The 21,928-nt window shown below is 71.2% G+C and carries 19 protein-coding genes; 6 read left to right on the plus strand and 13 right to left on the minus strand.

Annotation, left to right across the window (positions count from 1 at the left end):
* Window positions 1-37 precede the first annotated feature (37 nt).
* A complete protein-coding gene (locus tag CcI156_RS10805; protein ID WP_371681795.1) occupies window positions 38-1,201 on the plus strand; it encodes an LCP family protein in 1,164 nt (387 codons plus the stop codon).
* On the opposite strand, the gene CcI156_RS10810 is transcribed toward CcI156_RS10805, so the two are convergent.
* From CcI156_RS10810 to ppgK, 4 genes are all read right to left on the minus strand, one after another.
* Complete coding sequence (locus CcI156_RS10810; protein ID WP_076805503.1) at window positions 1,195-2,223, minus strand: YihY/virulence factor BrkB family protein; 1,029 nt, start codon at window positions 2,221-2,223, stop codon at window positions 1,195-1,197. The two genes, CcI156_RS10805 and CcI156_RS10810, sit on opposite strands and share 7 nt — an antisense overlap.
* Window positions 2,224-2,486: 263 nt before the next feature.
* Entirely contained in the window at window positions 2,487-2,687 is a 201-nt protein-coding gene (locus CcI156_RS10815) for a hypothetical protein (RefSeq protein ID WP_011437872.1), read from the minus strand.
* 158 nt (window positions 2,688-2,845) lie between these two features.
* Window positions 2,846-4,636, minus strand: coding sequence for a septation protein SepH (sepH, locus tag CcI156_RS10820; RefSeq protein ID WP_076805504.1), 1,791 nt, complete (start codon window positions 4,634-4,636; stop codon window positions 2,846-2,848).
* A 264-nt stretch (window positions 4,637-4,900) separates the two neighbouring features.
* On the minus strand, window positions 4,901-5,737 hold the full coding sequence (ppgK, locus tag CcI156_RS10825) for a polyphosphate--glucose phosphotransferase (protein ID WP_076805505.1): 837 nt from the start codon (window positions 5,735-5,737) through the stop codon (window positions 4,901-4,903).
* A 272-nt stretch (window positions 5,738-6,009) separates the two neighbouring features.
* Here ppgK and moaA point away from each other — a divergent pair, with 272 nt between their 5' ends.
* On the plus strand, window positions 6,010-6,996 hold the full coding sequence (moaA, locus tag CcI156_RS10830; RefSeq protein ID WP_011437869.1) for a GTP 3',8-cyclase MoaA: 987 nt from the start codon (window positions 6,010-6,012) through the stop codon (window positions 6,994-6,996).
* On the plus strand, window positions 6,993-8,189 hold the full coding sequence (locus CcI156_RS26815) for an NTP transferase domain-containing protein (protein ID WP_023840360.1): 1,197 nt from the start codon (window positions 6,993-6,995) through the stop codon (window positions 8,187-8,189). The genes moaA and CcI156_RS26815 overlap by 4 nt, the downstream gene beginning before the upstream one ends.
* Here CcI156_RS26815 and CcI156_RS10840 read toward each other — a convergent pair.
* The gene (locus CcI156_RS10840; protein WP_011437867.1) at window positions 8,153-8,575 is read right to left on the minus strand and encodes a hypothetical protein; all 423 of its coding nucleotides are present in this window, start codon (window positions 8,573-8,575) and stop codon (window positions 8,153-8,155) included. The two genes, CcI156_RS26815 and CcI156_RS10840, sit on opposite strands and share 37 nt — an antisense overlap.
* Window positions 8,576-9,081: 506 nt before the next feature.
* Between CcI156_RS10840 and CcI156_RS10845 the strand changes: the two genes are divergently transcribed.
* Both CcI156_RS10845 and CcI156_RS10850 read left to right on the plus strand, forming a co-directional pair.
* Window positions 9,082-9,801 (plus strand): hypothetical protein, encoded by a 720-nt coding sequence (locus tag CcI156_RS10845; RefSeq protein ID WP_076805506.1) that lies wholly within the window; start codon window positions 9,082-9,084, stop codon window positions 9,799-9,801.
* A 2-nt stretch (window positions 9,802-9,803) separates the two neighbouring features.
* Window positions 9,804-12,287 carry an AAA family ATPase gene (locus tag CcI156_RS10850; protein WP_076805507.1) on the plus strand — a complete coding sequence of 828 codons (2,484 nt, stop codon included), beginning with the start codon at window positions 9,804-9,806 and terminating at the stop codon, window positions 12,285-12,287.
* Here the strand turns inward: CcI156_RS10850 and CcI156_RS10855 are convergent.
* The 7 genes from CcI156_RS10855 to CcI156_RS10885 all read right to left on the minus strand — a co-directional run bounded on the left by CcI156_RS10855 (window position 12,247) and on the right by CcI156_RS10885 (window position 20,855).
* A complete protein-coding gene (locus tag CcI156_RS10855) occupies window positions 12,247-13,599 on the minus strand; it encodes an MFS transporter (protein ID WP_076805508.1) in 1,353 nt (450 codons plus the stop codon). The two genes, CcI156_RS10850 and CcI156_RS10855, sit on opposite strands and share 41 nt — an antisense overlap.
* A 132-nt stretch (window positions 13,600-13,731) precedes the next feature.
* Window positions 13,732-15,141: an acyl-CoA carboxylase subunit beta gene (locus CcI156_RS10860; RefSeq protein WP_076805509.1), complete on the minus strand. Its 1,410-nt coding sequence runs from the start codon at window positions 15,139-15,141 to the stop codon at window positions 13,732-13,734.
* Window positions 15,142-15,379: 238 nt separating this feature from the next.
* A complete protein-coding gene (fabF, locus tag CcI156_RS10865) occupies window positions 15,380-16,606 on the minus strand; it encodes a beta-ketoacyl-ACP synthase II (RefSeq protein WP_076805510.1) in 1,227 nt (408 codons plus the stop codon).
* Window positions 16,603-16,851 carry an acyl carrier protein gene (locus tag CcI156_RS10870; protein WP_011437861.1) on the minus strand — a complete coding sequence of 83 codons (249 nt, stop codon included), beginning with the start codon at window positions 16,849-16,851 and terminating at the stop codon, window positions 16,603-16,605. The genes fabF and CcI156_RS10870 overlap by 4 nt, the downstream gene beginning before the upstream one ends.
* Window positions 16,852-17,043: 192 nt before the next feature.
* Entirely contained in the window at window positions 17,044-17,991 is a 948-nt protein-coding gene (locus CcI156_RS10875) for a beta-ketoacyl-ACP synthase III (protein ID WP_011437860.1), read from the minus strand.
* On the minus strand, window positions 17,988-19,019 hold the full coding sequence (locus tag CcI156_RS10880; protein WP_076805511.1) for an ACP S-malonyltransferase: 1,032 nt from the start codon (window positions 19,017-19,019) through the stop codon (window positions 17,988-17,990). The genes CcI156_RS10875 and CcI156_RS10880 overlap by 4 nt, the downstream gene beginning before the upstream one ends.
* A gap of 216 nt (window positions 19,020-19,235) precedes the next feature.
* Window positions 19,236-20,855, minus strand: a complete 1,620-nt coding sequence (locus CcI156_RS10885; RefSeq protein WP_083718432.1) for a CdaR family transcriptional regulator — start codon at window positions 20,853-20,855, stop codon at window positions 19,236-19,238.
* 279 nt (window positions 20,856-21,134) lie between these two features.
* On the opposite strand from CcI156_RS10885, the gene CcI156_RS10890 reads away from it, so the two are divergent.
* Complete coding sequence (locus CcI156_RS10890; protein WP_173645788.1) at window positions 21,135-21,341, plus strand: RNA-binding S4 domain-containing protein; 207 nt, start codon at window positions 21,135-21,137, stop codon at window positions 21,339-21,341.
* Between the two features lie 50 nt (window positions 21,342-21,391).
* Here the strand turns inward: CcI156_RS10890 and CcI156_RS10895 are convergent, their stop codons facing one another.
* A complete protein-coding gene (locus tag CcI156_RS10895) occupies window positions 21,392-21,919 on the minus strand; it encodes a lytic transglycosylase domain-containing protein (RefSeq protein ID WP_011437856.1) in 528 nt (175 codons plus the stop codon).
* Window positions 21,920-21,928: the final 9 nt, after the last annotated feature.

Here is a 21,928-nt window from a genome sequence, read left to right on the forward strand (position 1 = left end):
CGAGCCCCGGTATGACCGGCCGGCCCCGGAGGGTCCCGTGGCACCCGGGCAGGGCGGCTTACGGCGCGGTCTCACCGCCATGGCCGCGGTGTTGGCGACCCTCGTCCTGATCCTGGCGACCGGTGGCTGGGCCGTGCTGAAGCACTACGACGGTAGGGTGCATCACATCCCGCTGGCCTTCTCCGCCAGCGCGGACCGGCCGGCGTCCGCATCGGGCGGAACGCAGAACATCCTGCTCGTGGGGTCGGACACTCGGACGGGGACCAACGGCGAGTTCGGCCAGGTCGAGGGGCAGCGGTCGGACACGACCATCCTCGCCCACCTCGACGGCGACGGTTCGACGACTCTCATCTCCTTCCCCCGGGATCTGTGGGTGCGGATTCCCGCGTACACCGACGCGGCGGGCACGCAGCACGCGGCGCAGCGGTCCAAGCTGAACGCCGCCTTCTCCTACGGCGGGCCGTCCCTGCTCGTGGCCACGATCGAGAACCTCACCGGGATCCGGGTCGACCACTACGTTCAGATCGACTTCATCGGCTTCCAGGGGATGACGGACGCCCTCGGCGGGGTCACCGTCTGCATCAAGGAGCTTCCCCCCGAGCTGAAGGCACGGGGTTTCGACAACCTGCACGACCATTACTCCGGGTTTTCCGGTCAGGTCGGCGAGAACACGCTGAACGGGGCGCAGGCCCTCTCCTTCGTCCGGCAGCGGTATGGCCTACCCGAGAGCGACATCGACCGCATCCGCCGCCAGCAGCAGTTCCTCGGTGCCGTCTTCCAGCGGATCGCGTCGACGGACACCCTGCTCAACCCGGCGAAGCTGCTCGGGGTGGTCGACTCCGCCACCTCGGCGCTGACGCTCGACGAGGCCACCTCCCTCGCCGACCTCCGGTTTCTCGCGGTGCGGATGCAGTCGATCGGATCGGGCGGCGTCGCGTTCACGACGGTGCCGGCGGCAGCTGGCACCCGCGGGGGGCAGAGCGTCCTAGTTCCTGATCCAGCCCAGCTGGGCACCTTCCTCAAGCCCTTCGGCGGTCGTGTCGCCGACGGGAGCTCCACCGGCGCACTCCCGGCCGGCGCGGGGGKTGGCTCCTTCGCCGCGGTACCGGTGTCCGCCGCGGTACCGGTGGTCTGGTCCCCGACCAGCGCGGCGGGAAGGTCCGTCCCGGGTGACGCGGGCGGGGTGTCCTGCACCTATTGAGGCGGCCTCAAGGCGTTCAGCGCCGAGTGGCTGCCCCGGCGGCGCGGTGGCTGCTCGTCCAGCGCCGCGTTGAGCTCCGCGCCCAACAACACGGCCAGCGCGGTGATGTAGAAGAACAGCAGCGCCGCCACCGGTGATCCGAGCGAGCCGTAGACCAGTTCGTGACTGAACACGATCTCCAGGTAGTACCGCAGCACGCCGCTGCCCACGAGCCAGCAGACGAGCGCGAGGATCGCTCCGGGCAGCGCCCGCCACCAGGGTCGGCGTACCGGCAGCGAGAGGTGGTACAGCGAGGTCAGCATCGCCAGGGCCACGAGTCCCACGACCGGCCAGTAAAGCAGTGTGATCAGGGTACTGACGAGGGGATGGCGACTGGCGTCGAAGATCCGCGAGATCAGTTCGGGCCCCAGGACCAGCGCCGGCAGGAGGATGACCCCGCTGGCCACTTGGGCGAGAAACAGCCACAGCGCCAGGAGCCGGCTGCGTACCGCCGAGCGCAGCTCGCGCTGGCCGTAGGCGATGGTGATGGTGTTGACGAAGGTCGCCATCGCGGTCGACCCGGTCCACAGGGACAGCACGAAACCGATGGAGATCACATCCGGTCGGCCACGGGAGAGGATCTGGTCGATGGTCGGGCGCACCGCGTCGTCGACCACCGATTCGGTCAGCAGGCCGCCGGCGCCGTGAAGGATGCTCTGCCGGGCGCTGTCGAGGGCGTCGGCTCCGATGGCGTCACCGACGTAGCCGAGCGTTCCCAACAACGACAGCAGGAGTGGGGGCAGGGACAGCAGCTGCCAGAATCCCGCCTCGGCCGCAAGCCCCAGGACCCGGTGCCGCCAGRCATTGGTGATGGTCCGATGGGCCAGTCGCAGGGGTCCTCGGGGCAGCCGGCGGCGCTGGCGATCCAGCCGGTGGAACAGCGTGCTGCGCCGGATGGCGGTCCAGGTCGCGGCGTGACGGTCTCTGGCCCGCGTTAGCAGCCCGGGATTCACCTCGACGACCACCCTGCGCAGCAACACCATCCAGCGGCCGCTCACCGGGGACGATGCCACGGGAGCCGGTGTTTTGTTTCCCGCGGCGGACACGGCCCCCACCGTATGGCCTGGCGTTCCCGGGTGCCGAAGGGCACCCGGGAACGGAGTGGATGATCGCGGCGGAGGCCGCCCGGAGTAACGGATGGGCCGCCGGCCAGCGGCGAGGGAAGTGGTCAGGGATCCTGGATACGCCAAAAGGGACACATCGCTAGATCGTGATGTGCCCCTTCAGGGTGCCTGGGCGGCCGAGTTCAGGACACGCTGAGTTTGTCGGTCTCGTCGTGATACTCAACAGCCATCTCACGCAGCTTCGAGTCGTGCGACTTCGCGTGGTGCCGGCAGAACAGGAGATCGCCGCCCCCGGGCAGCACGACCCGCACGTAGGCCTGGGCACCGCACCGGTCGCAACGATCAAGATTGGTCAGCGTCGGCTTCGTGATAGTCCCTGTCACATCTACTCCAACTGTGTTAGGCGGTCAGACGTTCCAACTGACCATGTGACGGTTTACTCACAGCCGGCTCTCGTGGCGTCGTTGCATCCAGAGCGGCGTGGTGTCCGTGGTCCTCCATACCACGAACGGGTACCCGTCTCGGACGCCCGGTCGTCTGATCAKGGACGTCGGGCACCGAAGACGATGTYGTCCCATGCTGGCACTGACTTGCGTCCGCGTCGACCRCCTGCCGGACGTTCGTTCCCACGGGCGGTGTTACTCGGGCGTGCCCGTGACGCAGCGGAGGCGCTCGATGTGTCTACGGTCATCTCGTCGGTCCCGTCCGGCGCATCCTCCGTCTGCGCGGAGGGAGCCTTGGCGGGGGCTTCCCGCCGGGCTTCCCGCCGGGCTGCCGTGCGGCGCGCCCCGGGCGTGGAATCTGTGCCGGATCCGGCGGCTCGGGCGGCTGGTGCCGAGGTCACGGCGGCCGCGGCGGCTGCGGCGGCATCGGTGCCCGCTAGCGCGGCCGGTTCGGCGGGAGCGGATCGCGCTGCCGTACCGACGTCTGGGGCCGACGGCTCCGGTCCGGCCGGGGCCGCGGCGGCTGTCCCGCCCCGCTCCCCGCCGGCGACGGGAGGCACCTGCGCCGAGCCCGGGACCGGCAGCTTGGCGGCTGCCCCGGTGGGAGACGTGGCGGATGTCACGGGCTGCGGACCGGCCGGCGCGACGGCCGGTCGGGAATGCACTCCTGATCGTCCGGTCCCGGACGCGGACCCCACCCTGGGGCGGCTGCCGGGAACGCCTCGCCCCGTCGCGGCCGTCCGGCGAGCGACCTCGCCGCGGATCGGTTCGGGCCGGACGGGACGATCCAGGGACTCGGCTTCCTCGGCCCGGGCGGCCTTCCGCTCCACCGCGCGCGGGTCTCCCGGGGCCGCTGGGTCTGCGGACCGGGCAGGTACGGACCAGGGGGTCACGGCTCGGGTGTCCGCGGATCGGGTGTCCGCGACCACGGGTTGCGGTTCGGCCGCCTGGATCGTCTCCGGACGGGTGGGCGACCCGGGCGACCCGGGCGACCCGGGTGCCCCGGGCGCGATCCCACCGCCCGCGGTGTCCCCGGGATACGCGTTATCCCCGGGATATGCGTTATCCCCGGGATACGACGCGGCCGGGTGGGAGGGCAGGGCCGCGGGCGGAGGGTACTGTCGCTCGGGGAGGCCGTGCTGCGGGGCCGGTGTTCCCGGCGGCAGGCCCGATTCCGCCATCGCAGCGACCATCGGCTGGACCGGGGTGGCCGGGGTGGCGGGGATGCCCTGGTCGTGCACAAGGGTGAGCGCTGGCCCCGCCGCCCGCAGCGCCGCCGACGATGATGGTACGGATGACGGTGCGGGCACCGGCGCCGGCTGCTCTGCCGTCTCCGGCGCCACAAGAGTGCGGGCCGCGTCGTCATGTGGGCGCACCCGGCGCACCACCGGATCCCACGTCCAGCGGGCGCAGCGGCTTTCCGAGGTGAGCTGGACGAGCCAGATGCCGTCGACGCGGCGCCACGCGTCCCACTGCGCCGCGGCCGGATTGTCCTGGGCTCCCATCAGCCGCGCGTCGACGACCTCGCCCAACGGCCGTCCCGGCACGCCCCCCGGATCCTTGGGGAGCAGCGCGGCCCGCGCCTCCTGCACGACCCTGGCACGTTCGGCGAGGACGGGACCCTCATAGCGCTCCACCCGTTCCACCGGGATCCCGGCGGCCCTGGCCACCTCCGCCGCGGTCTCCCCGGCGCGCAGCCTGGCCTGGATCTCCCGTGGGGTGAGCGCGCTCTCGGTACGCACCTCGCTGCGACGCACACCGCGCAGGGCCGCGCGCAGCCGGTCGTCCACGGGCACCCGGAACTGCTCGCCGTCCGTCCTGCCGTTCGCGTCGGTGAGCACGAGGTAGCCGCCGTCCTCGCTGAGTGCGACCGCCCGCAGCTCGCGCATGGCGCCTCCTCCTCCGTCGAAGCCGTACCGCTTGTCGCCGTGCCGCGGCGGGCGGACCGTTGCGCCGGACGCGCATGGGAGCGGATGTCAGCATGATGCGTCAACCCGCCTTCGGCCTGTGCGTCCCGGTAGCTGACAGCCTGCCATCGATGGCGTCGGTCGCGGGCGTGGCGGCGGGCGACACGCACAGTCTGACCGTGTTGGGCCTGTTCGGGCAGTCCCGGAACGTCCGGATCCGGGACGAGTGGACTCGCGACCGGTGGATTATGGTCGCCTGCCGCCCGGGGGGCGGGTCGCGGGACCTCGGCGGCGGGCGGGCCGGGCAGCCGGTCGGGGCCGGTTCTGGTCGACCAGGCCGGAGATGGCGGCGCCGACGATGCCTGCCTCGTTCTGGAGTTGCGCGGGGATCACTCGGGTACGCACCTCGAGCTGGTCGAGGTATTTGTCCGCTCTCTTGCTCACCCCACCACCGATGATGATGAGGTCGGGCCAGAGCAGCGCCTCGATGGTGTTGAGGTACCTGGTCACCCGTTTGGCCCACTTCTCCCAGGAGAGGCCCTCGCGTTCCCGGGCCGCATCGGACGCCCTGGTCTCCGCGTCGTGCCCGGAGATCTCCAAGTGGCCGAGTTCGGTGTTGGGCACGAGCTGGCCGTGGAGGARCAGCGCGGTACCGATCCCGGTTCCGAACGTCGTCACGACGACCAGGCCGGTGGTGTCGCGTCCGGCGCCGAAGGTCATCTCGGCGATGCCCGCCGCGTCCGCGTCGTTCATCACGGTGATGTCCACCGGGCCCGTGGCGGCGGCCGACCCGCCCAGCGCCTCGGCGAACAGGGACACCACGTCGGTGCCGATCCAGGACGGGGCGATGTTCGCCGCCGTGAGCGCCACCCCGTTCTTGACCACTGCGGGCAGGGTGGCTCCCACCGGTCCCGACCAGCCGAAGCGGCCAACCACCTCCGCCACGGTCGCGGCCACCGCGGTGGGCTCGGCCGGCTGCGGAGTCGCCAGCCGGAACCTGGGCGCGGCCAGCGACCCGTCCTCGACGTTGACCGGAGCGCCCTTGATTCCGCTTCCGCCGACGTCAACCCCGAAGACCTGCATCGCCGAGCCCTCCCCTACCGATGTTCTGACCTTGCCGACCCCGCCGACCCCGCCGACCCTGCCGCGGTGCCGTGGGCCGAACCGCCGCCCAGTGACCGCGGACGTCCGTCGACCGCACGAGTTGTAGTCTCGCAGGCGATCGGGGCGGCCACGGTCCGACTGCCCACGTCGTGGCCTCTCCGTCCCGATCGCGTCCCGCCGGTGAGTCCGCCGCCGCGTGGCCCGACTCGGGACGAGCCGCGACTCAGACGAACGGCTCTTACCCTGGAGGAATGAGCCTCACCGACACCCATGGTCGCATCGCGACGGACCTGCGGGTGTCGTTGACGGACCGCTGCAACCTCCGGTGTACCTATTGCATGCCGGCCGAGGGACTCGCGTGGCTCCCTGGCGAGCGGATGCTGACCGACGACGAGGTAGTCCGGCTGGTTGGCGTCGCGGTTGGGCGGCTCGGCGTGACCGAGGTTCGCCTCACCGGCGGTGAGCCCATGCTGCGTCCGGGTCTGGTGGAGCTGGTGGCGCGGCTTGCGGCCCTGCGGCCGCGGCCCGAACTGTCCGTCACCACGAACGGTCTGATCCTGGCCCGCCTGGCGGGCCCGCTGCGGGCCGCCGGTCTGGACCGGATCAACGTCTCCCTGGACACGCTGGACGCGGACCGGTTCGTCCGGATCACCCGCCGGGAGCGGCTCGGTGACGTGCTGGCAGGACTGTCCGCCGCCGCCGCGAGCGGGTTCACCCCGGTCAAGGTCAACAGCGTCCTCGTTCGGGGCGTCAACGACGACGAAGCCCCCCGGTTACTGCGCTGGTGTCTGCGGGAGGGCTACGAGCTGCGGTTCATCGAGCAGATGCCGCTGGATGCGCAGCACGCGTGGCGTCGGGACACGATGGTGACGGCCGGCGAGATCCTTGCCTGCCTGCGGGCGGAGTTCACCCTCACGCCGCTGCCGGGCCGCGGCAGTGCGCCCGCCGAGTTGTTCGAGGTGAACGGTGGGCCCGGGCGGGTGGGGGTGATCGCCTCGGTGTCGGCGCCGTTCTGCGCGGCCTGTGACCGGGTCCGGCTGACCGCCGACGGCCAGGTACGTGACTGTCTGTTCGCCCGGCGGGAGAGCGATCTGCGGACCCCCATGCGTGCCGGCGCGGACGACGAGCGGCTCGCGGCTCTGTGGCGGGCGGCCGTGCGGGGCAAGAAGGCGGGGCACGGCATCGACGAACCGACCTTTCGGCAGCCGGACCGGCCGATGTCCGCGATCGGCGGATGACGGTGGCCCGGTCCGGGTCGTATGCCGGTGTCCCCGCGGGTTGGAGTGCCCTGGTGCTGGCCGGGGGTGGGGCGCGCCGGCTCGGCGGCCGGGACAAGCCGGCGGTGATGGTCGGCGGTTCCACCCTGCTCGAGCGGGTGCTGTCCGCGGTGTTGGACGCCGAACGGGTGGTCATCGTCGGTCCCCGGCGCGACCTGGCCGTCGATCCGATTCCGCCTGGTCGGGTGCGCTGGTGTCGGGAGGATCCGCCCGGCGGGGGACCGGTCGCGGCGATCGCCGCCGGCCTTGTCGAGATCACCACACCGTTCGTCGCCGTCCTCGCCGCCGACCTGCCGTTCCTGACCGGCCGGGAGATCGCGCTGCTGCGCCGCGGGGTCGCGGACCCCGCGGCGCAGGCCGCGCTGCTGGTCGACCCGGACGGCCGCCGGCAGTTTCTGGCCGCGGTGTGGCGGACGGCCTCGCTGTGGGCGGCGCTACCCGCCGATCCGATCGGGCGCCCGGTGCGCGGCCTGTTCGCAGACCGTCCGGTGACCGCGGTCCGGGCGCACGCCCGGACCTGCCTCGACTGCGACGAACCGGCGGATGTGGCGCGGGCCCGCAGCTGGGCCGCGGTGGGCGAGCGTGGCCCGGCCCGGCACGATAGGCCTATGACCTCCGCCGATGACCAGCAGCCTGATCACCAGTCGTGGTCCGATCATCGGGCTTCGGCGGATCCGCCGCCCCCGGAGGCCGGACGTCATCGCCCGCCGCCCCCGGAGGCCGGACGTCATCGCCCGCCGCCCGCCGCGGCCGTCGGCTCGGGTGCCGGCAACGTTCGGGACAAGAACGTTCGGGACAAGAACCTCCTGGAGCGGGACGTCCTGGCGCAGTGGGTGTCGGACGTCTGCGCCGAGCTCGGCCTCGACGCGGCACGGATCGACGTGGGCGCCGTCCTCGATCTCGCGCGCGACGTCGCCCACGGGGTCGCGCGTCCCGCGGCGCCACTCACCGCGTTCCTGGTTGGTCTGGCCGCCGGCCGGAACGCGGGCGGTGCCCACGGTGAGGAGGGCGGAGGCGAGGGGGGTACGGATGGTGAGCGGGAGGCCGCGGCTGCGCGCGCGGCGACGTCGGCCGTGCTCGGCCTCCTGGCGCGGGCGCGGGCGGGGACCGGACCCGCTCAGCCCATCCGGCCCGGACCCGCCTCGTCGAGGTAGCCGCGCATGTCGATCGCCATGGTGCGCACCGCGTCCTGGTCCGGCTCCGCGTACTCCTCGCCACGCGCCGACGCCCGCGCGTATCCGAAGGTCAGTCGCGGCAGCACCTGCGTCGGTGTGTCCATCCCGCCCTCCCAGCCGGGTTCGTCCCCGGTGAACGCGGCAGGTCCGGAGGGCAGGTCGCCGGAGGTGGGGGAGGCCGTCACGACGACCCAGTCGATCACGCCGAGTATGAGGATCGCGGCGAGTGCTGGCAGGGCCGCGATCGGGTTCCAGGCGGCCAGCCCCACCAGGACGAACACCGCGACCACCGTCAGTCCGCCGATGAGGTGCCGCCGCGCGGGACGAAGCGCGGGAACCTTACGACCATGCCGATAGTGCGCCATACCGACAGTGTGCCTGGGATGCCGCGTTCGGCCCGACCGTGGCCGCACCGTCCGAGTGCGGCCACGGTGCCTCACCCGGGATGGCGTTTCGCCCGGCCCGGCGCCCGATCCGGCGCCCGATCTGGAGGAGGCGTGCGGTATGCCCGGGGACGTTGGTTCGACCACGGGGGGATCGGGGTATGCCGCACACGCCGATCCGAGGCCCGGGCAGCGGCGTCCACCTCCAGGTTGGCGTTCGTGTTGCCCCRCAGGAAGATCATGACTTATTGTGATCTCCTTGACTCCTGCGGTCACCGAATCGGGGTTCGGCGTGCCGGAGTGGCGTCGGGCACCCGGAGCATCCGACAGCGGAGGGTATGTACTTCCTCTCTTTTTGGCGAAGGTTGCGTAGGTCGACCCCGTCCTGAGTCACACTTTTCGAAGGAAAGCAAAGGACCATGGCCCGGCGCCGCACCATGTGTTCAACCTCGCGAAGCTGGAGGTTCGCCGTGGAGGCTCGACGTCGGATGACACGTCCGCGCCGAAAGTCCGCCCCTGGCACCCTGCTGCTGCTCAGCGTAATCGTCTCGGTGTTCCTCGCCGCCGCTGCCTGCGGCTCGCCGAGTTACGAATACGTAACCAACAAGAAGGACGGCGCGTTTGTGCGTGTCCCGACCGGGTGGAATCACCAGGAGATGCCCGGACCTGCGCTTTTCGGGATCGACGCCCGCAATGTCAGCCCCGAGATGCTGCGCGGTCTCATGTCGCGGGAATGGGTCGTCGGCATCGACGCGGCCCAGCGGTTCGACAACACCCGGCTCCTCGTGCCGGACGCAACGCAGCCGAAGGGGTTCGTCCAGGTTCGCCACCTGCTCCCGGAGGAGGCCAACGCGGTCTCCACCAACGATCTGCGCAACTTCGTCCTCTCCGTCGACGACGCGGTGGCCGCGCAGGAGCAGGCCGTGCGGCAGAACCCCTACGGTGCGCGGCTGACGCCGAACTTCCTGCTACTCGCGGACGAGGTTGTGCACAAGAAGGATGGTGTGCACGGGKTGCACCTCGTTTACCAGGTGCAGACCCAGGCCGGGCTGGTCACCATTGACCAGACGAGCCTGCTCGACAACGGGCAGCGAGTGCTCTACCAGCTGATCCTCGCGTGTTCGTCGCTGTGTTACGCCACGCATGGTCAGCAGATCGGCGATGTCGCCAAGTCCTTCACGATCGAGCCGACGGACCGAGGTCAGTAGTCATGGGCGTGAGAGACCAGGCAGGTGGGACCGCCGACGGCGGGGACCCGAAGCCGAATGCCGCCGGTCTGGCTGGTCCCGACCCCGGTGGCACGGATGCGAAGCCGGCGAGCGCGACCGCCGGCAAGCCACGCCGCCGTCCCCTCGCCTTCTGGGACCGGGTGAAGTTCCTGCTCCTGCTCGGGGCGGTCTTCGTCTTCGTCRTGGCGGCCGACGTGTCCGGCAACCCGTTGATGACGTGGGCCGACTCGATCCGCATCCAGGCCAGGAACAGCTGGTGGGTCCTGGCCCTGCTGGGCGTGGAACTGGTGCACCAGCTCCACATGTTCCTGGGCGAACGGTGGTCGGGCTACTACGTCTTCTGGACCGATCGGGTCTTCGGGCAGGCCGAGCGTCGGTTGCTGCGGCTCAACGACTGGAACCGGTACCGGGTCAGCCGTGCGCTGAAGTGGATCGTCGGGGCCGCGCTCGCCCTGTTCGTCTACGCCCGCCTGGCCGATACCTCGGTCTTCGACGCGATGGTGAACGTCCCCGGCGCCGTCTGGAAGGCCATCCCGGCGGTCCTGCAGATCGTCCTGCTCATGGCCCTCGTCGTCGGCCAGTTCGTCGTGATGTTCTGGTTCCTGTCCAAGGGCGGCGTCGACGTCTACTTCCCCGAGGACATCACTACCCGCTTCGCCGACGTGTGGGGGCAGGACCACGTTGTCAGCCGGGTGAAGGAGAACGTTTTCTACCTGGAGCGGCCGGAGGAGATCGAGAGCCGGGGTGGTCATGTTCCCGGCGGTATCCTGCTCTGGGGGCCACCGGGCACCGGCAAGACCCTCATCGCCGAGGCGGTCGCGGGAGAGACCGGGAAGCCCTTCGTGTTCGTCGACCCGGGTGCCTTCCAAGCGATGTTCATCGGGGTCGGCATCCTCAAGGTGAAATCGCTGTTCCGCAAGCTGCGCAAGCTCTCCCTGCGTTATGGCGGGGTGATCGTCTTCTTTGACGAGGCCGACACGCTGGGGAGCCGGGGTCAGCTCGCCGGGGGATTCGGCCGCGGGGCCGGAACCGGTGCCCGGTCGTGGTTTGCCCGTTCCGGGTCGCCCGCATTCGTCCCGGTGAGCGCGGCCCCGGCGGGACGGGTCTCGGCGAGTGCGTTCCCGACCGGCGCCGGGCGCCGGTTCGCCGGCCGGCCCGGATCGGTGGGCGAGGGCGGTCCGGGGGACCTGTGCAACGGCCTGTCCTACCTGAGCGAGGCGGCCCGCGCGGAGATCACCCGTGAGCAGTTCGTGATGGGCGGGGGCGGCGGCGGTTTCGACGGCACCCTGCAGGCGCTGCTCACCGAGATGTCCGGCCTGAAGAAGCCGCGGGGCTTCCTCAACCGGGTGGTGCGCCGGACGTTGGGCATGCGGCCCAAGCCACCGCCCAAATACCGCATCCTCGTCATGATGGCGACGAACATGYCGCAGTCGCTTGACGAGGCACTGCTGCGCCCCGGCCGCATCGACCGGCAGTACAAGGTGGGCTATCCCAGCAAGGAGGGGCGGATCCGCACTTTCGAGGGCTATCTGTCGAAGGTGCGCCACGAGCTCACGCCGGATCAGATCGACCGGCTGGCCATCATGAGCCCGGAGGCCACCGGGGCGACCATCAAGGACACCGTCAACGAGGCCCTGGTCCAGGCGGTGAAGGACGGCCGGGAGGTCATCACCTGGCAGGACATGCTCCGGGCCAGGGTGATCAAGGAATACGGCCTCGCCGACGACCACGAGCACATCGACCGGGAACGGCACAGCATCGCCCTGCACGAGGCGTGCCACGCCGTCGTCGCCTACCGGATGCAGCGTGGGCGGGTGATCGACCTCGCCACCATCGAACGCCGCGGTGGCGTCGGCGGGTTCGTGGCGCACGTCGCGGTCGAGGACCGCATGTTCATGTGGAAGTCCGAGATCGAGGTGCAGGTGATGGTCTCCCTCGCCTCGCTCGTCGGCGAACGAATGTTCTTCGAGGGGGACAACACCGTCGGTGTCGGCGGCGACCTGCGCAGCGCGACCCTGCTCGTGGCCAACTTCATCTCCTCGGCGGCGATGGGGGAGACCCTGGCCTCGCGCCTGTCCATGCTGGAACAGGAGATGGGTAACGCCTCCATCGACGCCGACCGGCCGTTCGGCGAGCAGGTCGAGGGCAAACTTCGGGAGCTCTATGCCCGTACCGAGGAGGTGCTCGCCGCGAACCGGCGGGAGATCCTGGCCCTCACCCACGCGCTGGAGACCCACAAGACGATCACTGGTGAGGATGTGGAGGCCATCATGGAGGGGTACCTGGGCCCCACCGTCGACGGCCGCCGTTACCACGAGCCCGACTTCCTTGCTGTCGCCGAGAGCTATCATTCCAACGCGGTCCAGGCTCATCGCGGGCAGACCCATGAGCTGCACACGCTCCCCGACCTCGGCCGGGCGGCCGTCAGCCCCGCCGAGGCGGCACCCGGGGCCGGATCGGACTGAGCCGACCCGGGTCCGGGCGCGTGCCCTTCATGGCCGTGCCCTTCATGGCCATGCCTTTCACGGCCATGCCTTTCACGGCCGTGGCCCGAAGGGAGCCGAAGGCGTACAACGCCGCGCCGATGGCCGCACCCGCGGCCAGGAGCAACCCGGCGCGCGCGCCGAAGGCCTGGGCGACCCAGCCGGCGATCGGGCCGCCGACCGGCGTTGTGCCGAGGAACGCGACCGACCACAGCGCCATCACCCGCCCACGCATCGCCGGGTCGGCCGAGAGCTGGACCGTGGCGTTCCCGGTCGAGATGAAGGCGACGCTCGTCGCGCCCAGCAGCACCATCGTCGCGATCTCGAGTGGCAGCGTCGGCGCGGCGGCGGCGAGCAGCAGGATGRCACCGAAGGTCATCGCGGTCAGGCTCAGCGCTCGGGGCCCGATCCGGCGGCGGCGGGCGACCAGCAGGCCGCCGACGACCGCGCCCGCCCCCATGGCCGAGGTCATCAGGCTGTACGTGGCCGCGGTGCCCCCGAAGGTCTCCCGGGCCAGGAGCGGCAGCACGACCTGGAACTCGTAGGACAGCGTGCCGATCATCACCATCATGACCAACGGTACGCGCAGCGCCGGCGTGCGGCGCACGTAGGCGAAGCCGGCCCGCAGCTGCCCCGGCGCCCGGTGTATCGGCGGATGATCATACAGCGCTGAGATGTCCATGCGGTGCAGGGCGAACAGGACCGCGCCGAAGGAGGCCGCGTTGATGAGGAAACAGCCGGCGGTGCCCGCGAGCACGATGACGACGCCGGCGATCGCCGGGCCGACGATGCGCGCCGCGTTTATCGCGACCGAGTTCAGGGTGACCGCGTTCGGAAGGTGCTCCGGCCCGACCATCTCCTGGACGAAGCTCTGCCGGGCCGGGTTGTCAATGGCGTTGCACAGGCCGATGAGCGCGGCGGCCACCCCGACCATCCAGAGTTGGGCCGTACCGGTGAGGTCGAGGATGCCCAGTGCCAGCGCGGCGAGTCCGGAGCCCACCTGCGTGCAGATCAGCAGGCGGCGCCGGTCCGTCCGGTCGGCGAGCAGACCGCCGTAGGGCCCGAAGAACAGCACCGGCAGGAACTGGGCGGCGGTGACCAGGCCGAGCGCCGTGCCGGAGGCGCCGAGCGAGAGGACCAGCCAGCCGAGGGCGATGGTCTGCATCCATGTCCCGCAGAGTGAAACGATCTGGCCGCCGAGGAAGAGCCGGAAGTTCGGCACCCGCAGGGCAGCGAACGTGCCACCTGTCGCCTTCGATGCCGAACCGGCTACCTTCTCCATCTGCAGGGTCATACGTGCACCTCCAKGGAGGGCAACGCCGGCCGGCAGATCGTTATTTCGCATCAGGTAAACATTTTCCTCCAGGGTGGACTCTCGTAACAGAATGGCTCTGATAACAGGGATCCGGTAACAGGGATCCGGATGTTACAGGGGGATGTTGCCGTGCACGTTCTTGTCGGGGCGGGAACGGGTCAGTGCGTCGGCGAGGGCGGAGGCAACCGCGCCCCGGGTGGYGGCGGGGGTGACGACCGCGTCGACGACGCCGAGTTCCACGGMGCGGTCGATGCCACCGACGGTGCGGATGTGCTCCTCGGTCAGCTCCGCCAGGACGCTGGGGCGGCGCTGGGCCGGGACCTCGGCGAGCTTGCGGCGGTGCAGAATGCCGACGGCGGCCTCGGCGCCCATGACGGCGACCTGGGCGGTCGGCCAGGCATACACGGCGGTCGCGCCCAGGCTGCTGGCGTTCATCGCGATGTACGCTCCGCCGTACGCCTTGCGGGTCACGACGGTGACGCGCGGCACGGTGCACTCGGAGAAGGCGTAGAGCAGCTTCGCTCCCCGCCGGACCACGCCTTCCCATTCCTGGCCCACACCCGGCAGGTAACCGGGCACGTCAACGAGCACGACCAACGGAACACCGAAGGAGTCRCACATCCGGACGAACCGGGAGGCCTTCTCGGCCGAGGTCGCGTCGAGGCATCCACCACGGCGCAGCGGGTTGTTCGCGACCACCCCGATGGTACGTCCGCCGAGGCGCCCCAGCACCGTCACGATGTTCGGCGCCCACCTCGGGTGGAGCTCGACGGCCTCGTCCTCGTCGTCGAGCACCGCCTTCACGAGCGGGCGCACGTCGTAGGCCCGCCGAGGATTGTCGGGCAGCAGTTCCCCGAGCTCGCGTCCGGTGACGGGGCCGATGTCGCGCTGATCGGCCAGCAGCACCGCGACCGCCCGGGTCCGCTCCACGGCCTCGTCCTCGGAGTCGCAGGTCACGTGCACGACGCCGCTGCGCCTGGAGTGCACGTCCGGCCCACCCAGGCTGTCGGCGGTGCATTCCTCACCGGTCACCGAACGCACCACGTCCGGGCCGGTGACGAACACCTTCGCCCCTGGGCCCATGATGACGATGTCGGTCAGGGCCGGCCCGTAGGCGGCTCCGCCGGCGGCGGCCCCGAGCACGAGCGAGAGCTGCGGGATCCGGCCGGAGGCCCGCACCGTGGCGGCGAAGATCCGGCCGACTCCGTCAAGCGAGGCGACACCCTCCTGAAGCCGGGCGCCTCCCGAGTGCCAAATCCCGACGACCGGGCAGTTCATCCGGACGGCGGACTCGATGGCATGAACGATGCGGGCACAGCCGTCGCGCCCCATCGCGCCACCCTGTACCGTCGGATCTGTCGCGAAGGCGACAACCTCGTTCCCGCCGACAAGCCCTTGCCCGGCAACGACTCCGGACGGGTCGCCGACCGCGAACAGCGACAGGGTGTCTGGATCGAAAAACCGGGCGAGCCGAGCCTGAGGTGTGCGGGGGTCGACTCGGTCGATCGTGGACAGACTCACCGTGCGTCTCCTTGCCTGAGCGGCGTCGGACTGCTTCGCAGGAGGCCGATACGCGACCACCTGTGGTATGCGCCGGCTTCCGCTGGGCACTCGGTCCGGCGACCATGACGCTCGCCGAAACGGCGGGCGGTGCCGCGGCGGCGGTGGGGTGGCCGGCGCCGCCGCGGGTGACATCGGTTGGTGGTGGTGCGGGCGGTGGACGTCTGACCAGCCGACCAGCCGACCAGCCTGCCGACGGTCAGGCGGTGAAGGCCAGGCAGATGTCGTGACCGCCGAACCCGAACGAGTTCGACAGCGCGGCGCCCGGGCGGATGGTCCGGTTGTCGATCCGCACGACGTCGAGCGCGATCTCGTCGTCGAGAGCGTCGAGGTTGCGCGTCGCGGGAACCAGGTGCTCCCGCAGCGCCAGGACGCTGAACACGGCCTCTACCGCGCCGGCGGCACCGAGCAGGTGCCCGGTGGTCGACTTGGTCGACGTCACCGCGATCTCGTCGATGTGGTCACCGAAGGCGCTGCGCAACGCCAGCGCCTCCGCCGCGTCACCGGCGGGGGTGGACGTGGCGTGGGCGTTGACGTGGACGACGTCACGGGGTTCCAACGAGCCGGACCGCAGCGCCGCCCGGATCGCCCGGGCCGCGCCGGCGCCGGTCGGCTCCGGCGCGGCGATGTGGTAGGCGTCCGAGCTGATGCCGGCGCCGGCCAGGGTGCCGTGGACCCGGGCACCGCGGGCGGCCGCGTGCTCGGCCGCCTCGAGGATGAGGATTGCCGCGCCCTCGCCGAGCACGAAGCCGTCCCGCGCCTTGTCGAACGGACGGGAGGCGGCCTCGGGTGCGTCGTTGCGGCGGGACAGCGCCTGCATCTGCGCGAAGCCGGCCATGGTCAGCGCCGAGATCGCCGCCTCGGTACCGCCGGCGATCACGACGTCGGCGCGCCCGGCCCGGATGATGTCCAGCGCCAGCGCGATGGCCTCCGAGCCGGAGGCGCACGCGCTGACCGGGGCGTGCACCCCCGCCTTCGCGCCGAACGCCAGGCCCACGGTGCTGGCCGGGCCGTTCGGCATGAGCATCGGCACCAGGTGCGGGGATACCCGCCGGGGGCCCTTCTCCCGGATCACGTCATGCTGGTGGAGCAGGGTGAGCACGCCCCCGATCCCCGAGGCCACACACGCGGCGAGGCGTTCCTGGTCGACCTCGGGTGAGCCCGCGTCAGCCCACGCCTCACGCGCGGCGGTCAGAGCCATCTGCTGGCTGCGGTCGAGGGTACGAGCCTCGACCCGACCCAGCGGCGGCTCGACCRCCAGCGGCGCGGCGATATGGACCGGGAGCTGCTCGACCCAGCCCTCGGTGAGACGCCGGACGCCGGAGCRGCCCGAGAGCAGACCCTCCCACGTCGAGGCGACATCGCCACCGAGGGGAGTAGTAGCCCCGAGGCCGGTGACGACGACCTGCCTGGGGGGCGTGGTCACGCCGCGACACCTGCCCGCTGGATGTAGGAGACCGCGTCACCGACGGTCTTGAGGGTCTTCACGTCGTCGTCCGGGATCTTCACCCCGAACTTCTCCTCCGCGGCGACGACCACCTCGACCATGGACAGCGAGTCCACGTCCAAGTCGTCGATGAAGGTCTTGTCGGCCGTCACGTCGGCCGGGTCGACACCGGCGACCTCTTCGAGGATGACGGCGAGACCGGCGAGGATGTCAGCTTGGGACATGATCGTTCCTCCTGATGGGATGTTGTCGGTCGGTGGCGAGTGGTGCGCGGGGCTGCCGCGTACCAGCGCGGAAGCGTGGGCGCCTGGATCAGGGGCGCGGTCGGGCTGATGGTCATCGGACGCCTCGCCGCAGTGCGGTGCGGGACGGTCGCGGTGCGGTGTCGAGGGTTGGTCGAGGGTTGGTCGAGGTTGTCAGGGGCAGCGCACGAGCTGCCCGCAGTAGGTCAGGCCGGCACCGAAGCCGAACAGCAGCACCGGGTCTCCCCGGCGGATCTCGCCGCTCTCCAGCAACCGGCTGAGTCCCAGCGGAATGCTTGCGGCGGAGGTGTTGCCGGCATCGACCACATCGCGGGCAACGGCAGCGTTCGTGGCGCCGATACCCGTCACCAACGCTTCGACGATCCGCAGGTTAGCCTGATGCGGAACGATACCCGCGAGGTCCTCGGGTGCCACGCCGGCCTGCTCGCAGATCTGGCGGAGGACCGGGACCAGGGAGATCGCCCAGCGGAACACCGCCTGGCCCTCCATGCGGAAGGAGTTGTCGCCGTAGCCGGGAACCTGGATCGTCTCGGGCCGGGATCCGTCGTGCCCCCAGACCGCCGGGCCGATCTCGTTGGTCTCCGCCGGGCCGATCACGGCTGCTCCGGCACCGTCGGCGAGCAGGATGCAGGTGCTGCGATCGTCCCAGTCGGTGTAGTCCGACAGCCTTTCGGTGGCCACCACGAGCACGTTGCGCAGGGTGCCAGCGCGCACCATGTCGGCGGCCGTCGACACCGCGTAGCTGAAACCGGCGCAGGCGCCGTTGATGTCGAACGCCCCGGCCCGGCCGGCCCCGATGCGATGGGCGATCTGCGGACCGGCACCCGGGATCTGGGAGGGAGAGGTACAGGTCGCCCCGATCACCAGATCKATCGAGTCGGCGGTGAGGCCGGCGGCGGCGAGCGCCTTCTCCGCGGCCGCGGCGCCCATCGCGACGATGGTTTCCTCGTCGTCGGCGATGCGCCGGCTGGCGATGCCGGTACGGGCCTGGATCCAGGCGTCGGAGGTGTCGACCCGTTGGGCGATCTCGTCGTTGGTCACCACCCGGGCCGGACGGTAGACGCCGAGGCCGAGCATGCGGGCACCGGTCAGCTCGGTCATGCCTGCGCTCCCACCAGGGCGTCGTCCGTCGTCGAGCCCGGTGGAGTTCCGGGGGTTGGGTCCGCCAGGCTTGCCGGGACCGCGCTCAGGAGTTCGGCGCCGAGGTACTCGGCGACCAGCTCGCGGGCCGCGGGCAGGTCGTCGGGGCTCTTCACCGCGTGGATCGTGACACCGGGCAGTTCCCGGCGGGCGATCCCGGCGAGAGCGCCGGCCGGGGGGAGTTCGATGACCGCACCGACCCCGAGATCGCGCAGCGTCGCGAGGCACAGGTCCCACCGGACCGGCGCCGCGACCTGGGCCACCAGCCGGCTGATCAGCTCGGCCGGGTCGGTGACGATCGCCCCGTCGGCGTTGGACAGCGCGGCGGCCCGCGGTACCCCGGGCCGGAGGCCACCCGCGACCGCGGCCAGCGCGTCGCGCGCGCAGGACATGTGCCGGGTGTGGAAGGCGCCGGCGACGGACAGGGGACGCAGCCGGACACCCGCGGGCGGCTCCGCGGCGAGCCGGGCGAGGTCGCGGGCGGTGCCGGCGGCGACGATCTGCCCGGCACCGTTGCGGTTGGCTGCGGTCAGGCCGAGTTCACTCAACCGGGCGGCCACCGCCTCGGGATCACCGCCGAGCAGCGCCGTCATGCCGGTCTCGACCCGGGCGGACGCCTCGGCCATCGCGCGTCCCCGCAGGGCCACCAAGACGAGGGCCTCCTCGGCAGTGAGGGTGCCGGTGAGGGCCGCGGCGGTGATCTCGCCGACGCTGTGACCGGCCAGCACCAGGGTGTCCGGTCCGACCGGGGAGGTGACCGGCAGCCCGAGATGTTCGGCCKCGATCAGCCCGCTCGCGACGATCAACGGCTGGGCGATCGCCGTATCCCGGATCGTCTCGGCGGGCGCCTCGCACCCGGCTTCGAGCAGGTCGATCCCGACTGCGGCGGACCACCAGCGCAGCCGTTCTTCCGCCCCCTCGAGACCGCGCCAGGCGCGGAGCTGTCCGGGGGTCTGTGCACCCTGGCCGGGCGCGAGGATCGCGAGCACCTGTTCACCTAACCCCTCACGAGGACCGGTTGTCGCTGGCGGCCACTCACCGATGTGTCGACCGGCTGTTGTAGGTGTCCTACAAACCGATCTGTTTGGATCGGACGTTACTGCGCGACGCCGACATCGGCCTGGAATGGCATGACGGACCTGCAAAGTAGTTCGATGTGACCATTCTCGCGCGGGGGTGAGAGGGTCGTGGGACGACTTGAATGATCATGTTTTGCCTGTAGGTAACACACCGTCGAGGCGTCCCAGAACGAGCGCAATATGCAGGATGAAGCGTTCGCGGTGGTCCGCCGGATCCAGCCCGCACACCTCGGCGGCCTTACGGAGTCGGTAGCGGACCGTGTTGGTGTGGAGATACAGCGCCCGGGCCGTCGCCTCCAGCGACGAGCCGAAGTCGAGATAGGCCCCGGTGGTCTCCAGTAGTGGGGTACCGGCGTCGCGCAGCGGGGCGTACACCTCGTCGATGAGCGCCCGCCGGGCGTCGACGTTCCCCGCGAGGGCGAGTTCCGGGAGCAGAGCGCGGGCCATGACCGGCCGGGGTGCGGCTGGCCAGGCGGCGACCAMGTCCGTGGCGGCGAGGGCGACCCGCGCCGCGTGCGGTGCCCCGGTCAGGTCACCGACCACCGGGCCGACCACCACCGGGCCCGGCCCGCAGGCGGGAAGCAGTGCCCGGGYCGCGTCCAGGACAGTGTTCACCGGCGCGGTGCCGCCGGCCGGACGGGTACCCGCGGTGGCGGGAGGTTCGACGCTGTTCTCCGGCTGGAGGGTCATCTCGGGACGGCCGATGCCGTCCCTGCCGGCAGTGAAATTCCCGCCGACCACCATCACCAGGCGATCGTGGTGGACCCCGGCGAGAACCTCCAGTTGGGCCATGCGGGCGAGCCGGTGCACCTCATCGACCACCACCTCCGGCGAGTTGCTCCCGGCCGTGCCGACGATGACGGTGACGGACGGCGGGTTACGCCAGCCCACCGCGGCCGCCCGTGACGGCAGCGCCCGGTCGACCTCGCCCCGGACCACGTGGTCGACGACCAGCGCCTCCAGCCGGGCGTCCCAGGCACCGCGTTCCTCAGCGGCGCGGGCGTAGACGACCGCGCCGGCGAACGCGATGTCACGGGAGTAACGCAGGACATCGGCGAGCAGCCGTTGTTCGTGCTCCGGGCCGGCCAGGTTCGGCACCTCGGCCTCGATCGCCTCCACCGCGACCCGGACCAGATCGACGAGTCGGCGGAAGGTCACGGCGCGGACGAGTTCCCGCGGGGCGACCCGGAAGACGTCCTCGGACAGATCCCGGKCGTGTTCGGGCCGCCGGCACCACTCCACGAACGACGAGATGCCGGCCTGYACCACGAGCTGAATTCCGGCGCGGTGACTCGCCGACATGGCCGGGAACCAGGGCAGCGCCTCCGCCATCCGGGCCGCCGCCCGGGATGCGAGCATCCCGCTCGACCGTTCCACCCGGCGGATCACCTCGCTGGTGCTTTCTCCGCCGGATGTGCTCCCGGTCGATGTGGGTCGGGCCTGGTCGCCGGCGGGTCTGGGGCTGGCCCCGCCGGCCGACCACGGGTTGCCCAGATCGGGGATACGCGGCTCCGGGTAGTCGACGGATTGCTCCGGCACCGGCCCGGTTTCGGGGCTCGGCTCGGTTTCGGGGCTCGGCTCGGTTTCGGGGCTCGGCTCGGTTTCGGGGCTCGGCTCGGTTTCGGGGCTCGGCTCGATCTCGCCTGCCGGTGTCGGGACGGGGGGCGCCCCCGGTTCAAGGCGGGCTGTCCCAGTCACTGTGTCCGAGGAGGAATCCGAGGAAGAGGCTGCCACGTCCGTCAGCATGCCTCAGCCGTCCCGCACCCCTGTGTATTGCCGGTCCCGTCATATTGCCGGTCCTGTCATGTGGCTCCGACGGGTGGTGCGGATGGGGGCCCGATCCTGATCGGTCGGGATGCCCCGGTCGGTCGGGCCTGGTMCCGGGCGTGGAATTCACCGAACGGGGGATGGTGTCGAGGCGGGAAAGGCCACAGGAGCAGGAGCAGGAGCAGGAGTCGTAGGCGTGGGAGTGGGAGTGGGAGTGGGAGTGGGGCGGGAGCGGAGGCGATGCGGGATGCTGCGGGTATGCGCGAGGTGAGCATTCGTGGAGACGGGATACGGCTGGGGCAGTTCCTCAAGCTCGCGGATGTGGTCGAGGCCGGATCCGAGGTGAAGGAGCTGCTCGCGGGCGGGATGGTGCGGGTCAACGGGGAGGTCGAGACCCGGCGGGGCCGGCAGCTCGCGCCGGGGGACGAGGTTGCCGTGGCCGGCGAGGCACTTCGGGTCCTGTGAGCCATCGCCACGACTCTGCCGGTCGCCGGGCGTCTGCCGGTCGCCGGACATCAGAGCCGGTCGGAGTAGGTGGCCGCCCAGTCGTGGACCTTTGTCACGTAGGCCCTGGTCTCCTGGAAGTCGGGGATGCCCCCGGCGGTTCGCACGGCGGCCGGGCCGGCGTTGTAAGCGGCGAGGATCAGCGAGACCCGGTCACCGGGTAGATACCCGACCTCCTGGGCGAGCCGGGCCTCGTAGAAGGCCGCGGACGGGATGGCGTCGAGCGGGTCGAGTGGGTCGGTGATCCCGTCGTGGTTACCGTCGATCCCGAACTCGGCCCAGGTGGTGGGGAGGAACTGCATGATGCCCCGGGCGCCGGCGCGCGAGACCGCCTGCGCGTCGAACTTGCTCTCCACCCGGGCCTGCGCCGCGAGCTGCGCGGCGGTCAGGACACCGTAGGTCGCCGCCGCGGACCGGAAGACCGGGACCAGGTCGTCGGGCACGTCGACGTGGGGGTACCGCAGTACGCCGCAGCCGCTCATCAGGGTGATGACGATGAACGCGGCCAGGGTAGAACGTGCGGGCACCCCATTGATCATCCRCACATT

The sequence above is a fragment of the Frankia sp. CcI156 genome (genome assembly GCF_001983015.1).
GTDB classification, from domain to species: Bacteria; Actinomycetota; Actinomycetes; order Frankiales; family Frankiaceae; genus Frankia; species Frankia casuarinae.

Bases quoted from the DNA above. Each gene is read 5' to 3' on its own strand.
- moaA (WP_011437869.1), top strand. From the start codon at position 6,010: ATGAGCCTCACCGACACCCATGGTCGCATCGCGACGGACCTGCGGGTG.
- CcI156_RS26815 (WP_023840360.1), top strand. From the start codon at position 6,993: ATGACGGTGGCCCGGTCCGGGTCGTATGCCGGTGTCCCCGCGGGTTGG.
- CcI156_RS10840 (WP_011437867.1), bottom strand. From the start codon at position 8,575: ATGGCGCACTATCGGCATGGTCGTAAGGTTCCCGCGCTTCGTCCCGCG.
- CcI156_RS10870 (WP_011437861.1), bottom strand. From the start codon at position 16,851: ATGTCCCAAGCTGACATCCTCGCCGGTCTCGCCGTCATCCTCGAAGAG.
- CcI156_RS10890 (WP_173645788.1), top strand. From the start codon at position 21,135: ATGCGCGAGGTGAGCATTCGTGGAGACGGGATACGGCTGGGGCAGTTC.
- CcI156_RS10895 (WP_011437856.1), bottom strand. From the start codon at position 21,919: ATGATCAATGGGGTGCCCGCACGTTCTACCCTGGCCGCGTTCATCGTC.